The organism is Nocardia panacis, from assembly GCF_003598715.1.
GTDB lineage: Bacteria > Actinomycetota > Actinomycetes > Mycobacteriales > Mycobacteriaceae > Nocardia > Nocardia panacis.
In genome coordinates this window covers 350,181-376,542 of record NZ_QZFU01000029.1, presented here as the reverse complement: position 1 = coordinate 376,542, position 26,362 = coordinate 350,181, and the positions used below count along the sequence as shown (strand labels likewise).

Genomic DNA, 26,362 nt, shown 5'->3' with positions numbered 1-26,362 from the left:
TACCGATGAGTGAATCCCGACCGGTTCAGGAGCATCGCTACGACGTCGTGATCGTCGGCGCCGGTGGCGCGGGCATGCGCGCGGCGATCGAGGCGGGTCCGCGGGCACGGACGGCCGTCCTGACCAAGCTGTACCCCACCCGCAGCCACACCGGCGCGGCACAGGGCGGCATGTGCGCCGCCTTGGCCAATGTCGAAGAGGACAACTGGGAGTGGCACACCTTCGACACGGTCAAGGGCGGCGACTACCTCGTCGACCAGGACGCCGCGGAGATCATGGCCAAGGAGGCCATCGATGCCGTCCTCGACCTGGAGAAGATGGGCCTGCCCTTCAACCGGACCCCCGAAGGCAAGATCGACCAGCGCCGCTTCGGCGGACACACCCGCGATCACGGCAAGGCCCCGGTTCGGCGCGCCTGCTACGCCGCGGACCGCACCGGCCACATGATCCTGCAGACCCTGTACCAGAACTGCGTCAAGCACGATGTGGAATTCTTCAACGAGTTCTACGTGCTCGACCTGGTGCTCACCGAGACCGAGCGCGGTCCGGTGGCCACCGGTGTGGTCGCCTACGAGCTGGCCACCGGTGAAATCCACGTCTTCCACGCCAAGTCGATCATCTTCGCCACCGGCGGTTCGGGCCGGATGTACAAAACCACCTCCAACGCGCACACGCTCACCGGCGACGGTATGGCGATCGTGTTCCGCAAAGGACTTCCGCTGGAGGATATGGAGTTCCACCAGTTCCATCCCACGGGCCTGGCCGGACTCGGCATCCTCATCTCCGAGGCCGTGCGCGGCGAGGGCGGCATCCTGCGCAACGCCGAGGGCGAGCGGTTCATGGAGCGCTACGCCCCCACCATCAAGGACCTCGCGCCCCGCGATATCGTCGCCCGCTCGATGGTGCTCGAGGTGCTCGAGGGTCGCGGCGCCGGGCCGAACAAGGATTACGTCTACATCGACGTGACCCACCTCGGCGAGGACGTGCTCGAGGAGAAGCTGCCCGACATCACCGAGTTCTCCCGCACCTACCTCGGTGTCGACCCGGTGAAGGAACTGGTGCCGGTCTTCCCGACCTGCCACTACGTCATGGGTGGCATTCCCACCCGGATCCGCGGCGAGGTGCTGCGCAACAACACCGATGTGGTGCCCGGCCTGTACGCCGCGGGCGAATGCGCCTGCGTGTCGGTGCACGGCGCGAACCGCCTCGGCACCAACTCGCTGCTCGATATCAATGTCTTCGGTCGGCGCGCCGGTATCGCCGCCGCCGAATACGCCCAGCGCAGCGAATTCGTCGAGATGCCGGAGGCGCCCGCCGAGATGGTGCAGACCTGGCTCGCCGGTCTGCTCTCCGACCACGGCAATGAGCGGGTCGCCGATATCCGCACCGACCTGCAGCGCTCGATGGACAACAACGCCTCGGTGTTCCGCACCGAGGACACCCTCAAGCAGGCGCTCACCGACATTCACGCACTCAAGGAGCGCTACGCGCGAATCACGGTGCAGGACAAGGGCAAGCGCTACAACAGCGACCTGCTCGAGGCCGTCGAGCTCGGCTTCCTGCTGGAGCTGGCCGAGGTCACCGTGGTCGGCGCGCTCAACCGCAAGGAATCGCGCGGCGGTCACGCCCGCGAGGACTACCCGGACCGCGACGATGTCAACTACATGCGGCACACGATGGCCTACAAGGAGGGTGCGGAGCTCCTCTCGGATATCCGCCTCGACTACAAGCCGGTCGTGCAGACCCGCTACGAGCCGATGGAGCGCAAGTACTGATGACAGCCGTAGCTGAACCGACGACGCAGAATCCGGCTCCGGTCCCCGAGGGCTCGGTGATGATCACCGTCAAGGTGGCCCGGTTCAACCCGGAGGACGACAAGGGCGCGCACTGGGATTCGTTCCAGGTGCCGGTCCTGTCGACCGACCGCTTCCTGAATGTGCTCATCTACATCAAGTCCTACCTGGACGGCACACTCACCTTCCGCCGCTCCTGCGCGCACGGGGTGTGCGGGTCCGACGCCATGCGGATCAACGGGGTGAACCGGTTGGCCTGCAAGGTGCTCATGAAGGACATGCTGCCCAAGAACGGCAAGAGCATCACCGTCACCGTCGAACCGATCCGCGGCCTACCCGTGGAGAAGGATCTGGTGGTGAATATGGAGCCGTTCTTCGACGCGTTCCGCGCGATCAAGCCGTACCTGATCACCTCGGGCAATGAGCCGACCCGCGAGCGCATCCAGAGCCAGGCCGACCGGCACCGCTTCGATGACACCACCAAGTGCATCCTGTGCGCGTGCTGCACCACCTCGTGCCCGGTCTACTGGAGCGACGGCAGCTATTTCGGCCCCGCCGCCATCGTCAACGCGCACCGCTTCATCTTCGACAGCCGCGACGAGGGCGCGCGCGAGCGTCTCGACATCCTCAATGATGTCGAGGGCGTCTGGCGCTGCCGCACCACCTTCAACTGCACCGACGCCTGCCCCCGAGGCATCGAGGTCACCAAGGCGATCCAGGAGGTCAAGCGCGCCCTCCTGTTCGCCCGCTGACCGCTGTCTTCCGAAGGCCGCCCGAATCCTGGATTCGGGCGGCCTTCGTCGTATCCGGCTACAACTCGGCATCGAATATCTCGTAGTATTGCTAGCGATAGATCCGCAGACATACCGTGAGGTGTATGAAGACGATGATCGATCTGAACGACGAGGCGCTAGCCCTGGCCGCCAAAGAACTCGGCACCACGACGAAGAAGGACACCGTCAACGCCGCGCTGGAATTCGTCGCCGAGCGGCGACGGCGGATCGAGCAGGTTCTGAACGACCCGTACGGTTTCGGTGTCGGTCCGGACATCGACGATCCGGACATCATGGACCAGGCCCGCCGTTGACGGCGATCACCCCGCTGCGACTGCACCTGATCGATACCTCCGCCACCGCTCGGTTCAAGAACGATGCCGTACGCAGGGTGATCGCGGGTCTGATCGCGGACGGGGCCGCCGCGACCACGGTCACGGTCGACCTGGAAGCCGGATATTCCGGGCGCAGTGTCACCGACGTGCAGACCATCGCACAGCGGCGCCGCGCGCTCTACGTCAACCTGCCGATCAACGAATCCATCGCGGAACGCGCCCGCGAGATCCAACAACTCATGGCCCGCAAAAGCCAACACCGCGCCGCCGGAATCATCGACATCCTTACCGCCGCGACCGCCGAATTCCACGGCGCGGTCCTGGTCCACTACGACGCCGACTTCGAACACATAGCGGCCGTAACGCGCCAACCTCACGTTTGGGTGGTGCCGCAGGGCAGCGTCAACTGAGGATGTCGGGGGTGGCTGGGATACTGGGCGGGTGGCGGCGGTACCCATTGCGCGGCATTTGTTGCGGGCCAAGGATTTGGCGGATGCGCGGTATTCCGAGGCGGTCGAGGTGGCGGATATGGCTCGGGCGGCGGGGTTGTCGCGGGCGCATTTCAGTCGGGAGTTTCGGCGGGCGTTCGGGGAATCGCCGCACGCCTATCTGATGACGCGGCGGTTGGAGCGGGCAGCGGCACTATTGCGCACAACCGATCGGTCGGTGGCCGAGATCTGCTTCCTGGTCGGATGGCAGAGCGTCGGCTCGTTCACGACGAGCTTCACCCGCACCTATGGCCGTGCACCGCGGGCCTACCGGGCCGCCTTTCCACCCGCCGCGCACTACGCCCGCATTCCCGCCTGCATGGTCCGTTTCTTCGGGCGGCCGCAACGCAGCAGTTTTCGAGAAGATTCCGGGCCTGCCGCGCAATAGCGTTGTCTGCGACGAACCACTCGATGCGAGGAGAACACCGTGATCAAGATCAGCAGCGTGCAACTGTGGGTGCACGATCAGAACGCCGCGGCCGCCTTCTACACCGACAAGCTCGGCATGGAGTTGCGCTCCGATGTGACCGTCCCGGAAATGGGCGATTTCCGCTGGCTCAGCGTCGGCCCGGTCGGCCAGCCCGATACCGAGATCGTGCTCATGGCGATTCCGGGCCTACCGGTCATGGACGAGGAGACCGGTGCGCAGGTGCGCGACCTGATGTCGAAAGGCTTTGCCGGGACGGTGTTCCTGACCACCAACGATGTCCAGGCCGAGTTCGAGGCGATGCAGGCGCGCGGTGTCGAATTCGTCGAGAAGCCCGCGCAGCGGCCCTACGGTATCGACTGCTCATTGCGTGACCCCTCCGGCAATCACCTGCGACTGACCCAGCTCATCGAACCGAAATGAGGAGACGCGTTGCGCCGCCGAGGGTTTCGGCGGCACAACGCTCCCGAAAGCAGTGCGCGTTCAAACTTCCGACACCTGTTGCGCATCCGAACTTTCTCGACCCCACGTCTTCTCGGACGCGTCAGAACATCTCAGACCGCCGTGCGCACCGGCTCCGACCGCACCCGCCCGCGCGCCGCGAGGGCACCGGCGACGCCGAGGACCGCGATGACGGCCAACCCGATCTCCAGATAGCGCACCGAACGCACCATCGACGGCTCACCGAGATTGACCAGCACACCGGAGATGGCCGCGCCGAAGGCATTGGCGATGAGTTGCACGGTGCCGATGGCCGCCGAAGCCTGCTGCCCCTGCAGCGGATCCGTAGTGGCCCCCATGACCGCCGTTGCCAAATGCGGCCAGGACAGCCCGATTCCGGTGCCCGCGACCATCAGGCACAGCGTCCAGACCACGATCCGCCCCACATCGCCGTCGGTGATCTGGAAGATCGCGGCCAGCACCAGACCGGCCGCGATCACCGCCGGTCCGATGACCCGCAGTCGAGCGGCCCCGGCCGGTGTGGCGTTGACGCTCCACACCTGCGCCACCGTCCAGGCCAATGAGGCGGCCGCGCCGATGAATCCGGCGAGCAGCGGACCCAAACCGCCGATGCCCTGGGCGAACAGCGGCACGAAATTCTCCACGCTGATACCGATGGCGACGGCGATCATCGTCAGATAGATCCAACGCAGCGGCGAATCCGCATGGTAGGTCGCCTTCGGCAGCACCGTGGCGGACGCGCGCCGCTCGTAGCCGATGAAGACCGCGCTGACACCGAGCGCACCGACAATGCCGAGCAGCGTCCAACTCCCGTGCAGCACACTGGCGATACTGACCAGCGCCGCGGCCGCGGCCAGCAGCGTCAAGGAGATGATCGGCGCGGCCTGCGCCATCCCGGTGGGCGCGCTGCCGCGCAGCGCGTAGGGCACGACCGCGGCGATGCCTGCCGTCAGCACGGCCAGGGCGACGAAAGCCAAACGCCAATAACCCAATTGGGCGAACACCCCACCCAGTGCCGGACCGATGAAGGTGCCGACACCCCACATGGCCGACACCAGCGCCGTCGCCCGCCTACGCAACTCCTGCGGATAGGCGAGGTGGATCACCCCGTAGGCCAGCGCCATCACCAGCCCGCCGCCGAGCCCTTGAATGACGCGGCCCACCAGCATCACCGCCATGGTGGGGCTGAGGGCGGCGACGACGGTGCCCGCGGCGAAGAGCCCGTATCCGATCAGGTAGGACACGATCGGCCCGCGCACCGCGAGCATCCGGCTCACCAGCGTGGACGACGCGATCGACGCGACCACGAAAACCGTTGTCGCCCAGGCCAGATAGCGTGCGCCGCCGATATCCCGGATGGCGGTGGGCAGCAGGCTGGCCGTCACGTAGCTGCTGATGGCGTAGAGCGCCGTGCCGCCCGCCAATACGACGGCCGCGCCGAGGCGGCCACCGGTGACCAGGCCGCGCCAGCCCGCTGCCGAATCCGATGAAGTCATCGGATGATTCTTGAACCTCGAGCGCACTCGAGGTAAAGCGGCGACACTGCGAGATAGGTCACCCTTTGCCCTGTCTCGGAGTCGCATTCGGATGCCTCCGTGGTCCAACTCGTTGCCCGGAAAGGCGGCGGAGTTCCCGATACCGGCGTTGTCTCGGGGACGACGACAACGCGGCCAGGCGGTGAACTGGGCCGCGGCGGCGCCGGATGAGACTCCGAGACAGGGTCCGACTCAGCGATCGATAGGCATAAGCGGCGGCGCCGTATCCCAGCGCTCCCCCGCGATCACCACGTGATCGAGAAAGCGCAGACCGACCGTTTGGGCGGCGCGGCCGAGTACGGCGGTGGTGCGGCGGTCCTCCGCGCTGGGGCGCGGATCGCCCGAGGGGTGATTGTGCGCGACGGCGAAGGCGCGACCGTCGTGACGCAGCACGGTATTGAGCACCTCGCGCACCGGGACGACGACCTCGTCCAACGCGCCCTCGGCGACAAATATCTTGCGCCGCAGGCGATTCTGCGCGTCGCAGACCAGCACGAGCAGCCGCTCGACCCGCGCGCCCGCGAACATCGGCAACGCGACCTCGGCGACGTCGACCGAATCGAATAGTTGCGGCGCGTCATCGACACACCCTCTGGCTCGAAAACCCAGGTGGAACGCGGCGACAATCGCGGCGGCCTTGGCGGGGCCGACGCCGGTGCGGCGGGATAGTTCCTCCAGGCGCGCCGCGGACAGTCCGGCCAAGCCGCCGTGTTCGCAGAGCAGTTCGGTGGCCACATCGAGAGCGCTCGCACCGCGACGACCCTGCCCCAGTAGGAGCGCGAGCAATTCGCTGTCGCTGAGCGCGTATGGGCCGAGGGCCAGCAGCCGCTCGCGCGGACGCTGACCGGAGGGCAGATTGGCAATCGCTATCGACATCGGTCCCCCTCGGGTGCGGTGTTGTGATGCGATCATGCCGGCAGCCACCGACAGGTCGGGGCGTCCGCGCTGCGGGCGCGCTGTCGGACCGGCGCGGAATCTCGCGCACCGATCACCGGCGAGGGCACGTGGCACAGCGGCGAGGCAACCGATCCGTCGAGACAGGTTGCCGAGCGCCCCGCACTGTCGGCGAGAATATCCGCACCGGGCAGGTTTGTTTGCCATACACCCAGGTATCACCCTGCTCGATATGGATGAATGCCCTAGATACCGGCGATATAGCTAGACAATCCGCCTAGTTTGCTGAAGGTTCGTTGTCGGCGTGCTCGCACGGTGCTTGCATCGAAGTATGTTCACCGAGGCCCAGTTGTACTCGCCGGTCACCCGCACGGGCGACGGCGATGTGATGGTGCACCTCAGCGACGAACATCCCGGTGTGCGCGATCCCGAATACCGCGCGCGCCGCAATGCGATCGCCGCGAAAGCGCTGGACTACCGACCCGGCGACCCCTTGCCGCGCATCGACTACACCGATCAGGAACAGCAGGTCTGGCGAATCGTCTGCGCCGAATTGCGCGTCAAACACGACAAGTACGCCTGCTGCGAGGTGCGCGACGCCGGCGCGATGCTGAATCTGCCCACGGACCACATCCCGCAGTTGGACGAGGTCTGCACGGGGCTCGCGCCGCTCACCGGCTTCGGCTACGCCCCGGCCGCCGGGCTGGTGCCGCTGCGCCAATTCTTCGGGTCGTTCGCGGACCGGATCTTCCACTCCACCCAGTACATTCGGCACCACTCCGCACCGCTCTACACACCCGAACCCGACGCGGTGCACGAGATCATCGGCCACGGCACTCAGATCGCGAGCAGGCGCTTCGCCGATATCTACGAGACCGTGGGCGCGGCCGTCGCACGGCTCGAGACGGACCGGGCGCTGAAGTTCCTCGCCGACGTGTTCTGGTTCTCGATGGAATTCGGCGTGGTCCGCGAGCACGATGAAATCCGCTGCTACGGAGCGGGTCTGCTGTCCTCCTACGGTGAGATCGAGGAGTTCCGCCACGCGCGACTGCGCCCGCTGAACGTGGTCGAAATGGGTACGGCGGAATACGACATCACGCGCTATCAACCGGTCCTGTACTGCGCGCGGTCCATCTCGGAGATCGAGGATGTGATCGGCGGGTTCTTCGCCGAGATGGACGACGAGACGCCGGATCGGGCGGTGCGTTCCACACACAACTGACCATGGCGTGATGTGTGGGATGCATGTCATTGACGACGATCCGCCGCGCGGCCGAAGCTGAATGGGTGCGGCGGATCGCGTTCGTGGTGTTCGACGGGTTTCAGATCCTCGATCTGACCGGCCCGTTCGAGGTGTTCCAGCAGGCGAATTGGCCGACGGGCGCCTATGACGTGCGGGTGATCGCCGCGACGGCGGGACCGGTGCGGTCGGCCACCGGGTTGACGATTCTGGCAACCGATGGCGTCGCGGACATCGATCCGACAACGATCGATACGGTCGTCGTCGCGGGCGGGATCGGCGTCGAACAGGCGATCACCGATACGGCGCTGCTGACCTGGATTCGGGCCGCCGCCGCGAGCGCACGGCGGATCGCCTCGGTGTGCAGCGGCGCGTTCCTGCTCGCGGCGGCCGGTCTTCTCGACGGCTGCCGGGTGACAACGCACTGGTCGCGGGCGCGGCAACTGTCCGAGGCGTATCCGCAGGTGCGGGTCGACCCCGAACCCATCTTCATCAAGGATGGCCGGGTTTGGACCTCGGCGGGTGTGACCGCCGGGATGGATCTCGCCCTCGCACTGGTGGAGCACGATATCGGTCGGGATATCGCGCACGGCGTGGCCAGGCAGCTGGTGCTGTTCCTGCGCAGGCCGGGCGATCAATCGCAGTTCAGCGTGGCCATGCGCACCCCACCGCCGTCCAGCGATCCGATCAGCGCCACCGTGTCGGCCATCCATGCGCGCCCCGGCGACCGACACAGCCTCGCCGACCTGGCCCGGCACGCCGGGTTGAGCCCCCGACATCTGCAGCGCCGCTTCACGGCCGAACTCGGCGCCTCGCCTGCCGCCTATGTGGAGCGGGTGCATGTGGAGGCGGCACAGCGGGCGCTCACCGAGAGCGACGACCCGCTCGACACCGTCGCTCGCCGCTGCGGCTTCGGCACCGCCGAAACCATGCGACGCACCTTCCACCGCACCCTCGGCGTCGCCCCCTCCGACTATCGGGACCGGTTCCGGTCCACCATCGACTACGCACAGGAGCACTGATGACAACCTATGGACTGCTCATCTTCGACGAGGCCGAGGAACTCGACTTCGTCGGCCCGTGGGAGGTCTTCACCATGTCGGCCAAGGTTCGCGGCGCGGACGATTCGGCATATCTCATCGCCGAGCGTCTCGATCCCGTCCGCTGCGGTCAGGGCATGCGGGTGCTGCCCGATCACACTCTCGACGACCACCCGCCGCTCGACGTGCTGCTTGTTCCCGGTGGGCGTGGCGCGCGGGAAGCCCAGCGGCACAACGCGACCGTCACCGACTGGATCGCCAAAACGGGTGCGCGTGCCGCGTGGACAATCGCCGTGTGCACCGGCACCTACCTGTTGCACGCGGCAGGTTTGACACACGGCCGCCGGGTGACCACCCATTGGGCCGCCGAGGACGATCTGGCCACCCTCGCCGACCTCACCGTGGTGCGCGACGCCCGCTACGTCGTGGACGGGAATCTCGTGACCAGCCAGGGTGTTTCGGCAGGGATCGATTCTGCGCTGTGGTTGATCGGCGCGCTGCACGGGCGCGAGCACGCCCGCCATGTGCGCCGCGTCATCCAGTACGAGCCCGCGCCTCCGTACCTGGCCGACGAACCTCTCGTCTGATCAAAGGTCCATCCGCATCTCCCAGAACCGGCCTCCGTCCTCGGACTGCGGCCGGTAGCTGCCGATCCGGTGGAATCCGGCCCGCTCGTACACCCGGATGGCGCGCGCGTTCCAGACATAGACGAAGAGATGAAAATATTTGGGCTGGAACATGTTTCGAGCGAAATCGACTCCGGCTCGAACGAATTCGACCCCCGACCCGCCCCCCATCTCGGCCGGATGCATGCCGAGTCCGACCCCGATCTCCCCATCCTCGCCGTAGAGGGTGGGAATCGGGGTGTGCCACGGTAGCGATGAGCTCCCGAAGCTGAAGAATCCCACCAGTTTTCGTCGGACATCGCGAACGCAGTAGTGCGGACTGCGCGGATCGAGTAGTTCATCGATGGAATCGTCGTCCAGGTCGTAGATGTCGTACGGCGGTGCGTAGCGCCACGAACGGATCGCGTTCGCATCCTCGGCGCGCATCGGCTCCAGGGTGAGCAACGGTCGATTCCTCCAATCGAATCACTCGGGTCGGTGTGCCGCGCGAACATCGCCGCGGCGAACGGCGGGCAGGAAATAGTCGCCGAGGCGATCGGGACCTGGTCCATCTCCCAGTATCGTCAGCGGTAGGTACAGATGGAACAGCCAGACCTTCAACAACCGCCAGAAGGATGGATACCCACCGTCTTCCGGGCGAAGCACCACCAGACCAAAAACACCCTTACCGACGGTCGTATGGAATACGGCCTGGACAACCGTCCGGTCGAGGATCGAAGCCGCCACCCAACCCGGGAATACCCAAACGAACTGGGGGTCGAATCGGCTCCAGTCGCGATGGGCGATGACATCGACGAAATGCGGGGTGGCGAGGACCATCGCGGCGAACCCGCACGCGATATGGAAGACCCAATCGAACGCGAAGGCGAGCGTTCGGCGCAGCCTACGCGGCGACGGATATCCGGAATCGCTCAGCGCGCCATGCCGTCTCGGCTCCGACTGCTCCGGATATTCGGCGACCAACCGTTCTTGCTCCGGCGTCAGCGGAGCTCCCCGCCGCCGGACTTGGTGCGCCAACCGCGCACAATGCCGCTCCCAATCCGACGGTGATACTCGTTTGGGCGAAGCAGTGCACAGATCTCCGCCACCCGGTCGTGACAGCAATCCACCCGACTGCGGATCTCCCGCGAACCACACTTCGGCGGTGCTGTCATTGAACAGCCCCCCTTTGGCATCCAGGTATGCCATCGATGCGCCGGTAGGCCCGATCAACTGGATCCATTGATTGTTCCCATGGGAGACATACCGGGCAGGCCAGCAGATCCATGAGTGACCGCGTAGCGCGCGCCGCTTCCGCCATCCATCGCCGCTTACGAGCAGGCACGCGTACCCGATGACGAAGGCCGCCACGGTCGGGGCAGCCGCAATGCGCGAGAAGGCGGCTCCTCCTCGATGCCAATTCGCCACAATCGCCACCCAGATGCCCAAAAGCACAGCGACACAGGCAATTGCACCCAGAGTTGAAAGCAACGATACGGTCACCGCTCGACGCAAGGCCGACTTGGTAGCGGGCCAGGAACCAGCCGGTGGAGCCGTGTGCGGGTTCGTCATCGCTTCGGTCGGAATCATTCTGCGCTCGGCGGCCATCACAGGTTCAACGACGATGGTTGATCGAGATCGACGGCCGCCGTGAAGGCCACCGAACGGGCGATATCCACGATCATCTTTCGGAACTCGGGGCCGCGCTCGACACTGGCCGTCGACATTTCGATGGCGGCGAGGGTCGAACCGTCTCCGGCCGGAACAACGGCCTCCAACTGGTAGGTCGGCGTGGTGTCGGCCAACTGTGCTCTGCCGGGAATCTCGGGCGCGGGCAAGCCGACCACGCGCTCGGCGAACAGCATGGGGCGACCGTCGACCTCGAGGACTTCGGTGGCGCCAAAGGCGTCTCCTGCCTCGACGCGCGAGGTGACGAGCTCTTTGAGAACCAAGCGCGGGTTGCGTTTTTCATCGCTGTCGACGACGCAGACGGTCAGACAGGAGATCACGAGTTCGCCTGTACTCGAAGTGTGTCGGCCGATGCCGCAATATCTGGCATCCATCTCGGCGAGCGCCTCGAGCATGAGTGCGTAGGCCGGAAGGACTTCGTGCGCAAGCCGTTTCATATCCGGCGGTGCCAGTTCCTCCGTCAACTGCGCGACCGTCGCGAACCGAGCGCCGATATCGGTCAGCGGCATCTGCATATATCCCTGCGGAATCGAGACATCCAGGATCGTGCTACTCATCCGAGGACCCCATCATCGACACCAGCCGCCCGGAACCCACTCCGCCCTTCACGCTGCGCAGAAACAGCTCCACCCCGTTCAAAGTGGTGCCCGCGCCCGGCGACCATCGGTTTGCCTCGCCGAACTCCTGCACCATGGTCGCGACCAGGGTGGGGCTGGTCTCCACATTCTTGATATTGAAGATCGGATCCAATTTCTTCGCCAAGGAGGTGGGCGACTGTACGCCGGAAGCGAACTCACGAACCGCAGTACCGAAGTCCGCCGCCTCCGTCAGCGCCTTGACACCTTTGGTTGCGCCGGTCACACCCGGAATCGCGCCCAGAACGTCCACCCCAACGGTGCTGCCCAACTTGCCCAGCGCCGAGGCCTCGGTACTGAAGTCACCATTGTTCTTCAAGTCCGAAAAGCCGGTGACCACCTCTTTGAAGGCATCGCGCACTTCGGGATCCATGAAATCGGTAGCCAGCGCCCCGACACCCGTGACCAGTGCGACCGCACCTGCGATAGCGTCGATCGGTGGCGGCGTGAGCAGCGCGATGAGCCCCGCGATGGCGGAGACATTGGCCAGCACGTCGTGAATCTGCTTGCGATGCTGCGAGATCCACTCGCCGACGCCTTTGACCGCGTCGACAAGGTTGTCCCAGATGCTCTTGTCCGGCGGGCTCGGGGCGAATTCTTTTGCAGCGCTTTCGAGTTCGGCAGCTTTGCGGCCCGCCACCCGATCGTGTTCGGCTTGCAGGTCGCGGGCGCGCTGGAGGATGAAGTCGAGTTTGCCCTGCGATTCGGTGACCGAGGCGTCGGCGGCGCGCAGGGCGGCATTGGCCGCATCGAGACGGGTTTGGGCGGACTGGAGTTGGGCCGGGTCGGCGAAGGTCTGGTTGGCCAGGGCGAGATCAGGATTGGCGCGGGCGTTCTGCTGTGCGGCGGCTGCCTTGGTGCGGTCGGCACGGGCCGCGGCGGCCTCGGCCTCCAAACCCCTTGCACTGTCTTGGAAGCCGACGAGATCGCCATGCCATTCACTGAGCGCGCGGACCGCTCGTTCGAGGGATTTCTGGGCGTAGCCGAGATCCTGGGCCAGGGTGGCATCGAAATTGGCGCGGAACGCGTCGCCCGCCGTACCCGCCCAGACGGAGTCGGTGTTGCCGCGCAGGCGAGTGAGCAGGGCGTCGGTCTCGGTGACAGCCGTTGCGGCGGACGAGATTTGATCGCGCATGGTCGCGACGTCGGCAAGTGTGCCCGGCACCGGATCGAAACCGAGGTTCGGATAGCGCATCGGGCTCATGGGCGGGCCGCTCCCTCCGGGAGGGCATTGCGTGCCGCCTCGAGCGCCTTGCCGAAAGCCGAGTCGACCTCGACGTAGGCATCGTGGCATTTGCCGACCCCCTCGGCGGTGAAGCCCGCCGACTCCCCTATTCGCTCGATGCCGTACTTCCAGCGGCGCTGGAAGGTCTCGGCGGCATCGTTGAGGGTCCGGGTACCGATATCCCCGTGCGCGCCCATCGCCTTCATCGCGGTGTTGAGCGTGCTCTCGGCAGCGCGCAGCGAGCGCGCGGTCTTGCCCAGTATGTCGATGTCCACGCTCAAGAAGGTGGCCACTGCGTACTCCTCACGCCCGGTTGTCGTAGCTGCCCGATCGTCCGATGCCGGATGACCTCGGTATCAGTCATAGACGCAGCGGGCGTGCGACTGGTTCCATCCGATTGGCGAGAAAGTACCGGGAGTGCGGGCGGCGACGCGCGCACCGCCCGCGAAATACACTGCGGATCAGGGCTTTTCGGCGATTCCGGCAAGCAGGTCGAGTGAGGCCGTCAGTTTGTCCGACGTGGTGGCGCGAGCACGGACCATGCGCTTTTCGTCGGTGAGCCGGGTCCAGTCGTAGGTGTGGGTCACCCTGGTGCGGTTGGCGTCGAGCGGTTCGAGTTCCCAGCGCCACAGGTGACCGGGCGGCTGCTTGCCGGGTTCGGACGGCTGCCAGGCGATACGGCGCCCCTCCTCGAATTCGACGACGCGGTTCTCCCGATCCGCGCCGTTGGTGAGGGTCATGATGAAGACATCGTTGACCGCGCGCACGCGGTGCCCCGGCTCCGACGTGGCCAGGTTGTCGTTGCCGTCCCAGCCGGGTTGCAGCGACGGGTCGGCGATGAGCTCGAAAATGCGGTCCGCTGGTGCGGCGATCTCGCGGGAGGCGCTGGCGACGCGCGGGGTTTCGAGGTTATCCGTCATGACCCGACTCTATTGCCAAACAGGCTTGAACACCGATGTTTCACATGTCCGCCCTTCACCGCGACAAGCGGCCCGCCGACCTGTTAGGTTCGTCGCGTTCGATCTCTCTGGAAGGGACATGTCCCGAAATGACAATTGACGCAACGGATTCCGCGTCCAAAGCCGAAACGCCGTTATGGTTGCGCGGCCGCGACGCCGTGGTCGCCGCCACGCCGGACGAGCATTGGCGCGGCAACCGACCCAACTACCACCTGACCGATGAGGTGGTGCCGCGCGAACGCACCACTGAGCATGCGGCGGGCTCGTTGGAGGCCATCGTCGAGGATCTGGTCCGGGTCTTCGAGATGGAGGTCTCGCACAAGAAGGATCCGGCGACCTGGGTCTCGCTCGTCTCCGAGCACTACCGGGGCCGGGTCAACGGCGGCAAGTGGCGCAACGCGGCGGAGTTCGCCCGCATCGGCAGCTACAACATCCTGATCGGCGACAACCCCTACTACGATGCCGCCGCCGAGACCTTCGAATCCTCGCATCACATCTTCCACACCGCCTTCCCCGGCGGCTTCTTCTGGGAGGTGCAGGAGGTGCTGGCAGGCCCGCCCGCGGTCACCTGCCGGTGGCGGCACTGGGGCCGGTTCGAGGGCGAATACCGGGGCCATCAGCCGACCGGGGAGCTGATCGAGATGTTCGGGGTCACCATCGCCAGGGTCACCGAGGACCTGCGCATCCTCGAACTCGAGCACTTCTACGACAACAATCAGTTGCTCGGCCCGCTGGCTCACGGCTGCCCGGTCGCCAAGTCGCAGTAATTCCCTTACTGCTCAGTGGGTTTCACATTGCTGAGCGGTAAGCCCGCGCCCAGGAAGTCCACCACCCGCACCACCAGGTCGGTACTGAACGGGACCCGGTCCATGATCCCCAGCATCGCACCCATCAGCGCCCCGGCGAAGACCCGCACCTCGAAATCGTCGATCGCGTGGCCGGTGCGACGGGCGACGATCCGGGTGATCAGCTCGATATTGCGCTCCATCTCCTGCGCCATGGCCCCGCGCAGTTCGGGGACCGAGAACACCAGTCGAACCCGCTCGGATTCGAAGGCCATCTCCTCCTCGCTCAGCGAGTCGAAGGCCTCGACGGTCGCGCGGCGGAAGGTCTCCAGCATGGTCAGGTCGGCGGGTTGGCGGTCGATGGCGGCGAACATGACCGGATCGAGGTCGTCGACCAGGGCCAACTGCTCTTTGGACGGGAAGTAGCGGAAGAAGGTGCTGGGCGAGACCTCCGCCGCCGCCGCGATCTGGTCGACGGTCGTTTCGGCGTAGCCCTGCTCGCGGAACAACCGGAACGCCTCGCGGCGTATGGTCCGGCGGGTCCGTTCCTTCTTCCGCTCGCGCAGGCCCGACGCGGGGGACCTGTCACCGGAGACGTCAACCGACATGCGTCGATTCTGACTCATTGCTGCTCCTGATCTTCGCGGCACCCGATGCTGCCCCGCGCTGCGTGAGCGCGACGATCGGGATGGCCACCAAACACGTTGCCGCGCATACCCACAGCATCGCGCCCATACCGCCGAGGAAGGCGGTCCGCACGTGTTCGAGCATGGCCGCGTCGCCCAGTTTGCGCGCGACCGCGGCGCCCGCGTTGATCCCGTCCGAGATCGGCTCCCGATCCAGCGGACCCAGTTCGGCGCGGTAGCGCGTGGCCAACACCGTGCCGAGCATCGCGACGCCGATGGTGCCTCCCGCCTGCCGCAGCGCCTGCAACAGGGCCGACCCGGTGCCCGACCGCTCGGCGGTGAGCTCACCCATGGCCAACCCCATCGAGGCGGGCATCACCAAGCCCATACCGATGCCGATGATCACGATCCACAGGGCGGTGTAGCCGTAGCCGTAGTCGATCCTGGTGAGTGCGCCTAGACCGAGTCCCACTGCCAGCAGCGCGAACCCGCTCACCAGCACGGCCCGCACCCCGAGCGCGGGCGGGGCCTTGTCCACCACGCGGCTACCGACGATCAACCCGCCGATCATGGGCAGCAGCCGCAACCCACTGCCGAATGAATCGACCCCCAGCACCGCCTGGAAGTACTGCGGGACCGTGAAGAACATCCCGAACATCGCGAAATTGACCAGGACCAGATACACAGCGCCCCAACGGAATCCATTGGCGCGGAACAGGTCGAGGTCGATCAGCGGGGTCGCTGCGCTGCGCTGCCACCAGATGAAGGCGGCCAGCACGAGCACGCCCGCGATCACAATGGCCCAGAAAGTGCCGTCGCCCCAACCCTTTTCACCGAAGCCGATGAAACCATAAGTGACACCGAGCATTCCGATCGCCGACAGCGCGACACCGGGCAGATCGAGCCGGAACGCCTGCTCGCTGCGCGATTCGGGAACCAGCGCCAGCACGGCGAGCACACCGATCACCACCAGCGGCACATTGATCAGGAAGACCGACCCCCACCAGAAGTGCCCGAGCAGCCAGCCGCCGACCAGCGGACCGAGCGGAATGCCGACGGCGGTGGAGGTGATCCAGATCGTCAGCGCCCGCTGCCGCTGCTGGGGTTCGGGGAACATGGCGGGCAGCACGCTCATCGACAGCGGCATCATGGCCGCGGCCGCGATGCCGAGCACCGCTCGACCCGCGATGAGCTCACCGGATGAGGTGGCCAGCGCGCAGCCGACCGAGGCGACACCGAAGACGAGCAGGGCCGCCACCAGGCCCTTCTTGCGACCGTAACGGTCGCCGAGCGCGCCCGCAGGCAGCATGAGCGCGGCCAGGGCCAGCGTGTACGCGGAACTGAACCATTGCAGCGCACTGGTGCTCGCATTCAGATCGGTGGCCAGGGTGGGCAGGGCCACGACCAGCACGGTGACATCGAGTCCGATGGTCAGCATGGCCACTGCCAGCGCGCCGAGCGCCAGCCAGCGGCGGGTCGAGTCGAAGTTCATGACTCCTCCAGAAAATGAGAGCTTCTGTCAGTTGATGGTAGCTTTTATTTGCTACCTTCTGTCAATACCTTTGATCGCATCGGAACGCGGCCGAGTTTCAACGACTGCGGTGCCGACAACGCCCCTTTGGGCGCCCCTTCGCTCCGGCCATGCGCAGGTCAACGGACGGCTATACCGGCAGCGCCCATTAGGCTCGTGCGCAATGAGAACCAGGGATCCCCGCCTCCTACTCGCGGCGCTGTGCAGCGTCGCGGTGACCCTCGCCGCCTGCCCCGCCTTCGCCGCGCCGACGACCGTCACCACCGCGCCGTTCACCACGCCGAATACCGACAGCTGCCCGCAGCGTTCGACACCGCCCCCGCCCATCGACACCTCCGAGGCGCCCGCGCCGGGACAGTCGGCTCCGGCCCCGTTGCCGATCCCGTCCACCCCGATCGGCGGCGGTCGAATGGGCGAATGCGGCGTGGTAACGCCCGCCGGAGCGCCCGCCGCACCCATGGACATCTCCGCGACAGCCTGGCTCGTCTCCGATCTGGACACCGGCGAGGTGTTGGCCGCGAAGGATCCGCACGGCCGCTACCGCCCGGCCAGCACCATCAAGGTGTTGCTCGCCGCGGTCGCGCTGCGCACCCTGGACCTGAACAAGGTGGTGACCGGCACCCAAGAGGATGCGAACGCGGACGGCACCAGGGTTGGTATCGGTCCGGGCGGCCAGTACACCAATCGCCAGTTGATGCAGGCGCTGATCATGGCGTCCGGCAATGACGCCGCGCACGCCATCGCCACTCAACTCGGCGGCGACGCGGCCACCATCGCGAAAATGAACGAGTTGGCGAAATCGCTGCATGCCTCGGATACCCGCGCCGCCAGCCCCTCCGGTCTGGACGGTCCCGGAATGAGCACCTCGGCCTACGACCTGTCACTGCTGTTCCGCGAGGCGATGACGATCCCGCTGTTCGCCCAGCTGATCCACACCGAGCAGATCGATTTCCCCGGCTACCCCAAGAGTCCGGGGAACACCGAGGACAAGGATCATCCCGGCTTCGCCATCGGCAACGACAACCACCTGCTGTTCGAATACGACGGCGCGCTCGGCGGCAAGACCGGATACACCGACGACGCCCGCCAGACCTTCGTGGCCGGTGCGCAACGCGACGGCCGCAGGCTCGCGGTGACGCTGCTCAAGGCCGATGTGCAGCCGCTGCGACCGTGGGAGCAGGCGGCACGGTTGCTCGACTACGGGTTCGCCCTGCCGCGCGGCACCGCTGTCGGTCACCTGCCCAATGCCGCGACGGAATCGGCGCAGCCGCCCGTCGCCCTGGCCACACCGCCGAGAGCCGCCGCCGGGACAGCACACGACGGTCGCAGCGGTCTGCGCACCGCGCTCATTGTCGGTGGGATCATCCTGGTCGCGGTCTTCCTGCTCGGCGCGCGGCGGGTCGCTCGCCGGGGCCGGTGAGACATCCGTCAGCGTCGTCGTAGACTCGAAAGAGCAAGGGCGGCAAGGGCTCCCGCGCCGAAACAGGCGGCGCCCACCCCGATCGAGAATTCGTTGGCGGTGCTGCGGGGGCGAATGATCGCGGCACCGGGCGGCGCGATTTCCGCCGCCCGCGTATTCTCCCGCGCCGTGGCCGCCCAAGCGGTGGCGAACAGCACGATCCGGTAGGTGATGTAGCTGAAGACCATCAGACCGATGATGGATCCGAAGGTCGCCCCCGCCGGGCTGCGCAGCACGATCTGCAGGTAGATCGAGGCGACGTACTTGAACAGCTCGAAGATCACCGCCGCGATCAGCGCCGCCTTGGCCGCGCTGCCCAGCGTGACCGGTTCGCGGGGCAACCGCGCGATTATCCACGCGAACACCGCCCAGCTCGCCAGCAGCGCGAGCAGCGTCGAGGCCAATGCCAGCAGAAAGCGCCCGCCGGGCACATGCGACAGTCCGGCCCCGACCAGCAGCCGCGCGCCGAGGGTGCTCGACGCCACCGCGGACAATCCGAGCGAGAAGGTGAAGGCCAGCCCCAAACCGATCAGCGCACCCAGATCCGACAGCTTGGTGCGCAGCCAATTGCCCTGCGGCGACTGCTGATCCCACTGCTCGGTGAGCGCGGCCCGCAGATTCGCCATCCAGCCGAGCCCGGCGTAGAGCCCGCCGAGCAGACCGAGCACACCCACCCCGGTCCGCGAGGCGATGGCCTGATTGATCAGGTCGTTGAGTTGGCCGCCGAGCGAACCCGGAATGTTGGCCACGATCTTGTGCTGCATCTGCTGCAACAGATCCGGATTGTGCGAGAGCACGAAACCCGCGATGGCGAATCCCACCATCAGCAGCGGAAACAGCGACAGCACGGTGAAATACGTGATGCCCGCCGCGTAGTAGTCCCCGCGCCTGCGCTGATAGCGCCCGCCCGCGCGCACCACATGATCCAGCCACGGATGCGCCTGGATGCGACGCTCGATTCCGGCCCGGACCCTGTCCACCAACTGCACCTGTTCGCCCCTTTGCAGAGCCTCGCGAGTGCCGCCGGGCCGGTTGGGCGCCTCAGCGCGTCAGGAGACCGACCCGGTCGTAGACCCGTGCGAGGGTTTTGCCCGCGATCTCGCGCGCCCGCTCGGACCCTGCGGCGAGAATGCGATCGAGCTCGCCCCGATCGGAGAGATACTCTTCCACCTTCGACCGCAGGGGCGTGACAAATTCCACCAGCGCGTCGGCCACATCGGATTTCAGGTCGCCGTAGCCCTTGCCCGCGTAATCGCGCTCGAGCGTGACGATCGGCGTTCCGGTCAGCGAGGTGTGGATGACCAGCAGATTGCTGACACCGGGCTTCTGCTCGGGATCGAAGCGGATCTCGCGCTCGGTATCGGTGACCGCGGAGCGAATCTTCTTGGCGCTCACCTTCGGATCGTCGAGCAGGTTGATCAGACCCGCGTCGGTGGATGCCGACTTGCTCATCTTCGCCGTCGGATCCTGGAGGTCGTAGATCTTGGCGGTGCCCTTGACGATATGCGCCTCCGGGACCACGAAGGTCTTCTTGAATCGGGTGTTGAAGCGCTGGGCCAGATTTCGGGTGAGCTCCAGGTGCTGGCGCTGATCCTCGCCCACGGGGACCTGGTCGGCCTGATAGAGCAGGATGTCGGCGGCCATCAGCACCGGGTAGGTGTACAGGCCGACGGTGGTGTTCTCCGCGCCCTGCTTGGCCGATTTGTCCTTGAACTGCGTCATCCGGCCCGCCTCGCCGAAGCCGGTGATGCAGCTGAGCACCCAGGCCAGTTCGGCGTGCTCGGGCACCTGGCTCTGCACGAACAGCGTGGACCGCTTCGGATCGATGCCGATGGCCAGCAACTGGGCGATCGAGGCCCTGGTGCGGTGCTGCAGTTCCTTGGGATCCTGCGCGACGGTGATGGCGTGCATGTTCGGGATGAAGTACATGGAGTCGAAATCGTCCTGCATGGTGACCCAGTACTGCAGCGCCCCAAGGTAATTGCCGAGGTGGAAGGAGCTCGCGGTGGGCTGGATCCCGGACAGGACCCGCGGCTTGCGCGCCGCGGCGGCCGGTGATGCGGCAGGACTGGACATGAGTCGATCCTGCCACGTCGGTTCAATCGAATTTCCGTCGCGTCCGATCCCCGAACTCGGTGCGGCATTGGTGTCGGCGAACCGTGCCAGAATCGATGCGTGACTGCGCAGCGGACCTACGGCGGCGTTTCCGCGCACGAGCGCCGAGCACAGCGGCGCGCGGCACTGCTCGATGCCGCACTGGAGATCCTCGGCAGCGCGGATTCGGGCCGGATCACCGTCTCCGGATTGTGCGCGCAGGCCGGATTGAACGAGCGCTACTACTACGAGAGCTTCGACAACCGCGACGCGGTGCTCACCGCCCTGCTCGACCGGATCACCGAGGAATTGGCCGATACCATTCTCGCGGCGCTGCGCACCGCGCCCGCGAACACCAGGGGCAAAGCGCATGCCGCCATCGCCGCCGGTCTGCATCTGCTCACCGACGACCCCCGCAAGGCCAGGGTCGCTCTCGTCGCGGGGATGGCCACCCCCGAACTGCGCGCCCGCACCAACGGGACGGTGCGCGCCTTCGCCCAAATGGTCGCCACCGAAGGCATCGACTTCTACGGCATCACCGATCCGCATCCGGATCCTGCCATCGATTTCCGCGCCACCTACCTCGTCGGCGGGCTGGTGCAGACGCTCACCGCCTGGATCCAGGGCACGCTACCGCTGACGCGCGACGAGCTCATCGAGCACACCACCGATGTGTTCGTCCTGCTCGGCGAGGATCTTTCGGCCCGCTTCCGGTCCTCCTCGACTACCTGACCGCGCGACTACCCGACCGCGCAACCGTCACAGCCGCAGCGCCGCCGCGTGCCGACCGGGCGCACCTTGCAGCACGACGCGAAATACCACTCCCCTGGCCGCCCAGTGCGTCGCGCTGTCCGCGAACGCCGAGGCGAGCCAGTCCCGTTCGCGCGGACGCTCGGCCAGCACCAGCTCCGAATCCCGGATCACCGCGACGTAACCGGCAGCGGGGCCGACGAAATCGTCCAGGTCGCGCAGACATTCGTCGAATGCGTCCTTGTTCGCACCGAAGTAGTAGGGGAATTGGAAAGCGGCCGCGAACTCGTCGAAAACACCCGCGACAGCGATCATCTTCGACCCGCGCAACTCCCGCACCAGATATCCGGACGGCACCGACCCGCGCACGCCGCTGAACTCGGCCGCACCCACCTCGAGCGCACCGATCACCGGGCGCGGTCCCGCTGCCGCGGTCGTCTGCGACACCGGCTCCAGAAATTCGCGCAGCGATATGGCCATCAGCGCATCCTCACGAAACTCTGATAGTGGTCAGCGGTGTACCAGGCGGATCCCTCGCTGCCGGTGACGATCCGCTCGGCATCGCGGGTCTGGCCGCGCTGCTTGGGGTTGACGTCCCACTCCCGATAGGTGATGGGTTTTCCGGAACCGTCCTTGGCGGGCAGGGTGCCCGCGCGGTTCTGCCACGGATCGCCGCCCTTCGTCCCCGGCGCGTTGGCCGAATCCGGCCAGCGGCCCGCATCGATCTCGCGCAGTGTGGCGTAGGCGCGATCGGAGACTCCGGCGGCGGGCGAGGTGACCGGACCGGTGCCCTCGACCTTGGCGGGCGCGTTCACCTGCGCGGATTTGGTGACCGGCGACTTGGTGACCGACGCGGCCACCGGATCATTGCTGCCGCCGCTGCCGCGCAGCGCCAGCACGGCGAGCAGGGCGACGACCACGACCGTGCCGAATACGGCCAAGCCTCGAATCAGTTTGGGCGGCACGCTCATCGGTACTGCACCGTCACGGGGGCGTGATCCGACCAGCGCAGGGCGTAGGTCGCCGCGCGCTCCACCATCGCCTGCTTGGCACGCCCCGCGATGGCGCCGCGCGCGAGTTGGTAGTCGATGCGCCAACCCGCGTCGGTATCGTAGGCGCGACCGCGATAGGACCACCAGCTGTACGGGCCGGGAATGCCGGGATGCAACCCCGCGCACCACATCGACGTAGCCGTCGGCCAGTATCCCGTCCACCCAGGCACGTTCACCGGGCAGGAAACCCGCGTTCTTCACATTGCCCTTCCAGTTCTTGATATCGAGCTCGGTGTGCGCGACATTCCAATCGCCGCAGATCACGAAATCCCCCGCCTGCGACCGCAGGTGCGCGCCGAGCCCGTCGAGGAAGCGGTACTTCTCCTCTTGCAGTGGCGTATCCGCCTCGCCCGTGTGCACGTAGATGCTCGCTACCGTGACTTCATCGAACTCGGCCTCGATATAGCGGGCCGCGCCGTCGAATTCGGCGCTGCCGAAACCGATTCGGACCGCTCGCGGCTCCCGTCGCGACAGAATGCCGACACCGGCACGCCCCTTCTGTCCGGGTTCGGCGTGCGCCAGATGCCAACCGGCGTCCAGAGCGGGCGCGAGGGCGGCGCGGGTCTGCGCATCGGTGGCCCGCGTCTCCTGGATGCAGATGACATCGGCCTCGGTCGCCGCGAGCCACTCCAGCATGCCCCGGCCCGACTTGCCCGTGGCCGCGCGGACACCGTTCACATTCACTGTCGAGATGATGTACGGCACCCCACGACCGTACAATGCTGGTCAGACGAACTGCCTCGGACATCGCCGTCCAGGAAGGGGGGAGGCGATGATCACGCCCACCGCCCGGCCCAGCGCCATCCGGCCGATTTCTGCCCTGCACACGGGATCCGGTGCGCCGCTTCTGCTTTTGCACGGATTCATGCTTTCGCCGCACTGCTGGGAGCAGTCCGCGCTGCGTTTGGCCGCGCACTGCGAGGTGTACGCGCCCGCCCTGCCGGGGCACTGGGGCGGTCCCGCCGTGTCGGGTCGGTCACTGGATGTGCGAGCCCTCGCCGACCGCATCGAGGAGCAACTCGACCAACTCGGTTGGCGCACCTGCCATATCGCGGGCAATTCGCTCGGCGGCTGGCTCGCCGTCGAACTCGCGCACCGGGGTCGTGCCCGAAGCCTCACTTTGATCGCGCCCGCGGGCGGATGGACGGTGCCGTCGTTGACTCAGCTTCGGGTCGGACTGAAATTCCTGTCCATGGTTCCCGTTGTCGAAATCGGCCGACACCTCGGGGGTTTCGTCACCGACAGTCGCCTCGCGCGACGGCTCGCGCTACTGCTGCTGAGCAAGCGCGCCGCCGCGGTGCCGCGTCGGGAGGCGACGGCCATGATCAACGCGGCGCTGCACTGCCGGGCCATGCTGCCCATGATCCTGGGTGGTCTGCGGTCGCCGGGTGTGACCGGGCTCGCAGACCTCGCGGTTCCGGTTCGACTGCTGCTGTGCGAATTCGACCGGGTCATTCCGCGGCGGGCCTTCGCCGGACGCTTCCTGCGCGAACTGCCCGATTCGGCCGACCGCATCCTGATCCACGGCGTAGGCCACGTCCCGATGCTCGAAGCGCCAGACCGGATCGCCACCCTCATCACCGAACATATCGACGCGGGACGCACCCGACTCCACGCGGTCTGAGACGTTCGCTTTCCACAGGTCGGCGAGTTATCCCCAGCTCGCATCGGCGGATCGCCACCGGTGCGGTGGGCCATTAACGTTGCGACACATGGGGAGTACACAACAACACGAACGAGTGCCCAAGCAGCTCAGGGGCGATGTCGACGGTCTCTACGAACTGACGGACGAGACCAACAAGACCGTCACCGAACTCGACCGCAGAGTGATCTCTGTCGACCGGAAAGTCATCGAACTCGATGAGAAAGTCGAGCAACTCGACGACAGCGTTGCCGACCTGAGCGAGCGAGCCGGCGGGCTCGACACGAAGGTCGACCGGGTCGACTGCACCGTGCGCGGGCTCGACCTGCGCCTACGTCGGCTGGCGAAATCCTCCGGCCGACAATTCGGGCTGCTTCTGGCCGCGCATCGCCAGCACGATCAGCGCTTGGACCGGCTGGAGACGGCGCTCGGCGCACTCAGTACCCAACTGACAGCCGAGGTTCGACTGCATTCGATCCAGCTCACCGAGTTGTCGGCGGCCGCCACCGAGACCCGGCACGAAATGCACGCCATGCGAACGGATATGAAATCCGAATTCCGCAATGAGCTGAGCCTGCTCAGGGCGGAGTTGCGCGACGATGTGAGCACCGCCACCGGCGACCTGCGCGGTGAAGTGGATGTGCTCGGTGCGGACCTCCGCACCGAGATGGCCGCGCTGGGCACCGAGTTGCGCACCGAGATGACCAACCTCGGTGGCGAGTTGCGCGGTGAGCTGACCACGCTCGGTGGCGAATTGAGTGTGCTCGGCAGTGATGTGCGCGGTGAGCTGGCCCTGCTCGCCACGGGTGTACGCCGGGAGATCGGCGTATTCGGAACGGATGTGCGCGACGAGGTGAACGGGACCGAGACCGCGATGCGCGCGGAGATCAGGTCGCTCGACAACAAGGTCGAACGGGAGTTGGGCACGATCGGGGGCGAGGTAGGCCGGATCGCGGCGACGCTGGCAACCGTCGTGGATTTGCTGATCAAACAGCGCGAGGGCGGCGAATGAGATCGGCGGCCGGGTGCGGGCGGTGGCACGCACCCGGCCAGGAATCTCAGTGTGCGAGCAGCCCTTTGGCAATGTGGGTGACCTGGATTTCATTGCTGCCCGCGTAGATCATCAGCGATTTGGCGTCGCGGGCCAGCTGTTCGACCCGGTATTCGGTCATATAGCCGTTGCCGCCGAATAGTTGCACCGCCTCCATCGCCACCTCGGTGGCGGCTTCGGCGGCGTAGAGCTTCATGGCCGAGGCCTCGGCAAGGGTGGGCGGTTTGCCCGCGCGCCCGCGTTCGAGGGTGTTGAACACCATGTTCTGCACATTCATCCGGGCGATCTCCATCTTGGCCAGCTTGAGCTGGATGAGTTGGAAGCGCCCGATCTCCTGCCCCCACAGCCGCCGGGTCTTGGCGTAATCCACACAGAGCCGATGACATTCGTTGATGACGCCGAGCGCGAGAATGGCCACGCCGACTCGTTCGGCGGTGAAACTCGAACGGGCGCTTTCCCTTCCGTCGCCGCCGCGATGCTCTTCGGTCTCGCCGAGCAGCCGGTCCCTGCCCACCCGAACATTGTCGAAGAACAGCTCGCCGGTCGGTGAGGAGTGCAGGCCCATCTTCTTGAACGGCTTGCCCTGCACCAGTCCCGGCATCCCCTTGTCGAGCACGAAGGTGAGCACCCGGCGCTCGCGTCGATCGGTGACGGCGTCTTCCTCCAACTTGGCGTAGACGATCAGCACATCGGCGTAGGGGCCATTGGTGATGAAGGTTTTCTGACCATTGAGGAGGTAGTCATCGCCATCACGCTTCACGTGGGTCTTCATGCCGCCGAAGGCATCCGAGCCGCTGTCGGGTTCGGTGATCGCCCACGACGCGATCTTTTTCAGGGTCACGATATCGCGCACCCAACGCTCCTGCTGAGCGAGCGTGCCACGCGAGAGGATGGTGGTCGCGCCGAGCCCGACACTGACGCCGAGTGCGGCCACCAGTCCCATACACACCCCGGACAGCTCGCTCATGAGTACGGCCATCACCGATTCCTGCCCGGCGAAGGGGCTTCGACCGTCGGATCCCCCGGCCTGCTCGCTCTCGACCGCGCGCTCCCCCGCAGCCCGCGCACGCCGTTTGGCCAGCAGCTTGTCGACGGCTTCCCCGCCCATGACATCGATGCCGAAGTCACCGAACAGCTTGCGCAGCACCGGATACGGCGACAGTTCACCGCTGTCCAAGGCGTCGAGGTTGGGCCGGATCTCCCGGTCGATGAAGTTCCGCACGGCATCGCGGATCAGCAGATCGGTCTCGGACCATTCGAACATCGCGAATC

General features: G+C 66.4%; 29 protein-coding genes and 1 pseudogene. 14 read left to right on the top strand and 16 right to left on the bottom strand.

The features are described 5' to 3' along the window. The first annotated feature begins 5 nt into the window (after positions 1 to 5). The 6 genes from sdhA to D5S18_RS24040 all read left to right on the top strand — a co-directional run bounded on the left by sdhA (position 6) and on the right by D5S18_RS24040 (position 4,239). Complete coding sequence (gene sdhA / locus D5S18_RS24065) at positions 6 to 1,775, top strand: succinate dehydrogenase flavoprotein subunit (RefSeq protein ID WP_120043336.1); 1,770 nt, start codon at positions 6 to 8, stop codon at positions 1,773 to 1,775. After that, positions 1,775 to 2,545, top strand: coding sequence for a succinate dehydrogenase iron-sulfur subunit (locus tag D5S18_RS24060; RefSeq protein WP_120043335.1), 771 nt, complete (start codon positions 1,775 to 1,777; stop codon positions 2,543 to 2,545). Before sdhA ends, D5S18_RS24060 begins: the two co-directional genes overlap by 1 nt. A 125-nt stretch (positions 2,546 to 2,670) precedes the next feature. Next, positions 2,671 to 2,880 (top strand): type II toxin-antitoxin system VapB family antitoxin, encoded by a 210-nt coding sequence (locus D5S18_RS36275; RefSeq protein ID WP_203236887.1) that lies wholly within the window; start codon positions 2,671 to 2,673, stop codon positions 2,878 to 2,880. Next, positions 2,877 to 3,311 carry a PIN domain-containing protein gene (locus D5S18_RS24050; protein ID WP_239003968.1) on the top strand — a complete coding sequence of 145 codons (435 nt, stop codon included), beginning with the start codon at positions 2,877 to 2,879 and terminating at the stop codon, positions 3,309 to 3,311. Before D5S18_RS36275 ends, D5S18_RS24050 begins: the two co-directional genes overlap by 4 nt. Before the next feature lie 31 nt (positions 3,312 to 3,342). Next, complete coding sequence (locus D5S18_RS24045; protein ID WP_120043334.1) at positions 3,343 to 3,777, top strand: helix-turn-helix domain-containing protein; 435 nt, start codon at positions 3,343 to 3,345, stop codon at positions 3,775 to 3,777. A 39-nt stretch (positions 3,778 to 3,816) separates the two neighbouring features. Further along, on the top strand, positions 3,817 to 4,239 hold the full coding sequence (locus D5S18_RS24040; protein WP_120043333.1) for a VOC family protein: 423 nt from the start codon (positions 3,817 to 3,819) through the stop codon (positions 4,237 to 4,239). Positions 4,240 to 4,370: 131 nt separating this feature from the next. Here the strand turns inward: D5S18_RS24040 and D5S18_RS24035 are convergent, their stop codons facing one another. Continuing rightward, positions 4,371 to 5,774: an MFS transporter gene (locus D5S18_RS24035; RefSeq protein WP_120043332.1), complete on the bottom strand. Its 1,404-nt coding sequence runs from the start codon at positions 5,772 to 5,774 to the stop codon at positions 4,371 to 4,373. Between the two features lie 231 nt (positions 5,775 to 6,005). Next, positions 6,006 to 6,689 (bottom strand): JAB domain-containing protein, encoded by a 684-nt coding sequence (locus D5S18_RS24030; protein ID WP_203236886.1) that lies wholly within the window; start codon positions 6,687 to 6,689, stop codon positions 6,006 to 6,008. A gap of 349 nt (positions 6,690 to 7,038) precedes the next feature. Between D5S18_RS24030 and D5S18_RS24025 the strand changes: the two genes are divergently transcribed. The 3 genes from D5S18_RS24025 to D5S18_RS24015 are packed head-to-tail and all read left to right on the top strand — an operon-like array spanning position 7,039 to position 9,574. Continuing rightward, on the top strand, positions 7,039 to 7,929 hold the full coding sequence (locus D5S18_RS24025) for a phenylalanine 4-monooxygenase (protein ID WP_120043331.1): 891 nt from the start codon (positions 7,039 to 7,041) through the stop codon (positions 7,927 to 7,929). Between the two features lie 23 nt (positions 7,930 to 7,952). Next, entirely contained in the window at positions 7,953 to 8,969 is a 1,017-nt protein-coding gene (locus D5S18_RS24020; protein ID WP_120043330.1) for a GlxA family transcriptional regulator, read from the top strand. Further along, positions 8,969 to 9,574 carry a DJ-1/PfpI family protein gene (locus D5S18_RS24015; protein ID WP_120043329.1) on the top strand — a complete coding sequence of 202 codons (606 nt, stop codon included), beginning with the start codon at positions 8,969 to 8,971 and terminating at the stop codon, positions 9,572 to 9,574. The genes D5S18_RS24020 and D5S18_RS24015 overlap by 1 nt, the downstream gene beginning before the upstream one ends. Here D5S18_RS24015 and D5S18_RS24010 read toward each other — a convergent pair whose 3' ends face one another. The 6 genes from D5S18_RS24010 to D5S18_RS23985 form a co-directional block, all read right to left on the bottom strand. Beyond that, positions 9,575 to 10,057 carry a GNAT family N-acetyltransferase gene (locus D5S18_RS24010; protein WP_120043328.1) on the bottom strand — a complete coding sequence of 161 codons (483 nt, stop codon included), beginning with the start codon at positions 10,055 to 10,057 and terminating at the stop codon, positions 9,575 to 9,577. Positions 10,058 to 10,078: 21 nt separating this feature from the next. Then, positions 10,079 to 11,200 (bottom strand): RDD family protein, encoded by a 1,122-nt coding sequence (locus D5S18_RS24005; protein WP_120043327.1) that lies wholly within the window; start codon positions 11,198 to 11,200, stop codon positions 10,079 to 10,081. Continuing rightward, positions 11,200 to 11,838 carry a hypothetical protein gene (locus tag D5S18_RS24000; RefSeq protein WP_120043326.1) on the bottom strand — a complete coding sequence of 213 codons (639 nt, stop codon included), beginning with the start codon at positions 11,836 to 11,838 and terminating at the stop codon, positions 11,200 to 11,202. The genes D5S18_RS24005 and D5S18_RS24000 overlap by 1 nt, the downstream gene beginning before the upstream one ends. After that, entirely contained in the window at positions 11,831 to 13,120 is a 1,290-nt protein-coding gene (locus tag D5S18_RS23995) for a hypothetical protein (RefSeq protein WP_147404121.1), read from the bottom strand. The genes D5S18_RS24000 and D5S18_RS23995 overlap by 8 nt, the downstream gene beginning before the upstream one ends. Beyond that, positions 13,117 to 13,434, bottom strand: a complete 318-nt coding sequence (locus D5S18_RS23990) for a hypothetical protein (RefSeq protein ID WP_120043324.1) — start codon at positions 13,432 to 13,434, stop codon at positions 13,117 to 13,119. The genes D5S18_RS23995 and D5S18_RS23990 overlap by 4 nt, the downstream gene beginning before the upstream one ends. A gap of 168 nt (positions 13,435 to 13,602) precedes the next feature. Continuing rightward, positions 13,603 to 14,061 (bottom strand): SRPBCC family protein, encoded by a 459-nt coding sequence (locus tag D5S18_RS23985; protein ID WP_120043323.1) that lies wholly within the window; start codon positions 14,059 to 14,061, stop codon positions 13,603 to 13,605. Positions 14,062 to 14,189: 128 nt separating this feature from the next. Here D5S18_RS23985 and D5S18_RS23980 point away from each other — a divergent pair, with 128 nt between their 5' ends. Continuing rightward, positions 14,190 to 14,867 carry an ester cyclase gene (locus D5S18_RS23980; RefSeq protein WP_120043322.1) on the top strand — a complete coding sequence of 226 codons (678 nt, stop codon included), beginning with the start codon at positions 14,190 to 14,192 and terminating at the stop codon, positions 14,865 to 14,867. A 5-nt stretch (positions 14,868 to 14,872) separates the two neighbouring features. On the opposite strand, the gene D5S18_RS23975 is transcribed toward D5S18_RS23980, so the two are convergent. Both D5S18_RS23975 and D5S18_RS23970 read right to left on the bottom strand, forming a co-directional pair. Then, positions 14,873 to 15,493 (bottom strand): acyl-CoA-like ligand-binding transcription factor, encoded by a 621-nt coding sequence (locus tag D5S18_RS23975; RefSeq protein WP_120043321.1) that lies wholly within the window; start codon positions 15,491 to 15,493, stop codon positions 14,873 to 14,875. Beyond that, entirely contained in the window at positions 15,483 to 17,003 is a 1,521-nt protein-coding gene (locus tag D5S18_RS23970) for an MFS transporter (RefSeq protein WP_120043320.1), read from the bottom strand. The genes D5S18_RS23975 and D5S18_RS23970 overlap by 11 nt, the downstream gene beginning before the upstream one ends. 202 nt (positions 17,004 to 17,205) lie before the next feature. Between D5S18_RS23970 and D5S18_RS23965 the strand changes: the two genes are divergently transcribed. Next, a complete protein-coding gene (locus D5S18_RS23965) occupies positions 17,206 to 18,462 on the top strand; it encodes a D-alanyl-D-alanine carboxypeptidase family protein (RefSeq protein WP_120043319.1) in 1,257 nt (418 codons plus the stop codon). Between the two features lie 8 nt (positions 18,463 to 18,470). On the opposite strand, the gene yhjD is transcribed toward D5S18_RS23965, so the two are convergent. Both yhjD and trpS read right to left on the bottom strand, forming a co-directional pair. After that, positions 18,471 to 19,490 carry an inner membrane protein YhjD gene (yhjD, locus tag D5S18_RS23960; RefSeq protein ID WP_120043318.1) on the bottom strand — a complete coding sequence of 340 codons (1,020 nt, stop codon included), beginning with the start codon at positions 19,488 to 19,490 and terminating at the stop codon, positions 18,471 to 18,473. Positions 19,491 to 19,542: 52 nt separating this feature from the next. After that, positions 19,543 to 20,577, bottom strand: coding sequence for a tryptophan--tRNA ligase (trpS, locus tag D5S18_RS23955; RefSeq protein ID WP_120043317.1), 1,035 nt, complete (start codon positions 20,575 to 20,577; stop codon positions 19,543 to 19,545). Positions 20,578 to 20,676: 99 nt separating this feature from the next. On the opposite strand from trpS, the gene D5S18_RS23950 reads away from it, so the two are divergent. Continuing rightward, entirely contained in the window at positions 20,677 to 21,327 is a 651-nt protein-coding gene (locus tag D5S18_RS23950) for a TetR/AcrR family transcriptional regulator (RefSeq protein ID WP_120043316.1), read from the top strand. A 27-nt stretch (positions 21,328 to 21,354) separates the two neighbouring features. Here D5S18_RS23950 and D5S18_RS23945 read toward each other — a convergent pair whose 3' ends face one another. From D5S18_RS23945 to D5S18_RS23935, 3 genes and pseudogenes are all read right to left on the bottom strand, one after another. Next, positions 21,355 to 21,825 carry a barstar family protein gene (locus D5S18_RS23945; RefSeq protein WP_120043315.1) on the bottom strand — a complete coding sequence of 157 codons (471 nt, stop codon included), beginning with the start codon at positions 21,823 to 21,825 and terminating at the stop codon, positions 21,355 to 21,357. Continuing rightward, positions 21,825 to 22,316, bottom strand: coding sequence for a guanyl-specific ribonuclease (locus D5S18_RS23940; protein WP_120043314.1), 492 nt, complete (start codon positions 22,314 to 22,316; stop codon positions 21,825 to 21,827). Before D5S18_RS23940 ends, D5S18_RS23945 begins: the two co-directional genes overlap by 1 nt. Beyond that, a pseudogene (locus D5S18_RS23935) lies at positions 22,313 to 23,102 on the bottom strand (exodeoxyribonuclease III). Before D5S18_RS23935 ends, D5S18_RS23940 begins: the two are co-directional and overlap by 4 nt. A gap of 67 nt (positions 23,103 to 23,169) precedes the next feature. Here D5S18_RS23935 and ephH point away from each other — a divergent pair. Continuing rightward, positions 23,170 to 24,021 (top strand): epoxide hydrolase EphH, encoded by an 852-nt coding sequence (ephH, locus tag D5S18_RS23930; RefSeq protein WP_120043313.1) that lies wholly within the window; start codon positions 23,170 to 23,172, stop codon positions 24,019 to 24,021. A gap of 115 nt (positions 24,022 to 24,136) precedes the next feature. Next, a complete protein-coding gene (locus D5S18_RS23925; protein ID WP_120043312.1) occupies positions 24,137 to 25,051 on the top strand; it encodes a hypothetical protein in 915 nt (304 codons plus the stop codon). 46 nt (positions 25,052 to 25,097) lie between these two features. On the opposite strand, the gene D5S18_RS23920 is transcribed toward D5S18_RS23925, so the two are convergent. Then, positions 25,098 to 26,354, bottom strand: a complete 1,257-nt coding sequence (locus D5S18_RS23920) for an acyl-CoA dehydrogenase family protein (RefSeq protein WP_120043311.1) — start codon at positions 26,352 to 26,354, stop codon at positions 25,098 to 25,100. Positions 26,355 to 26,362 lie beyond the last annotated feature (8 nt).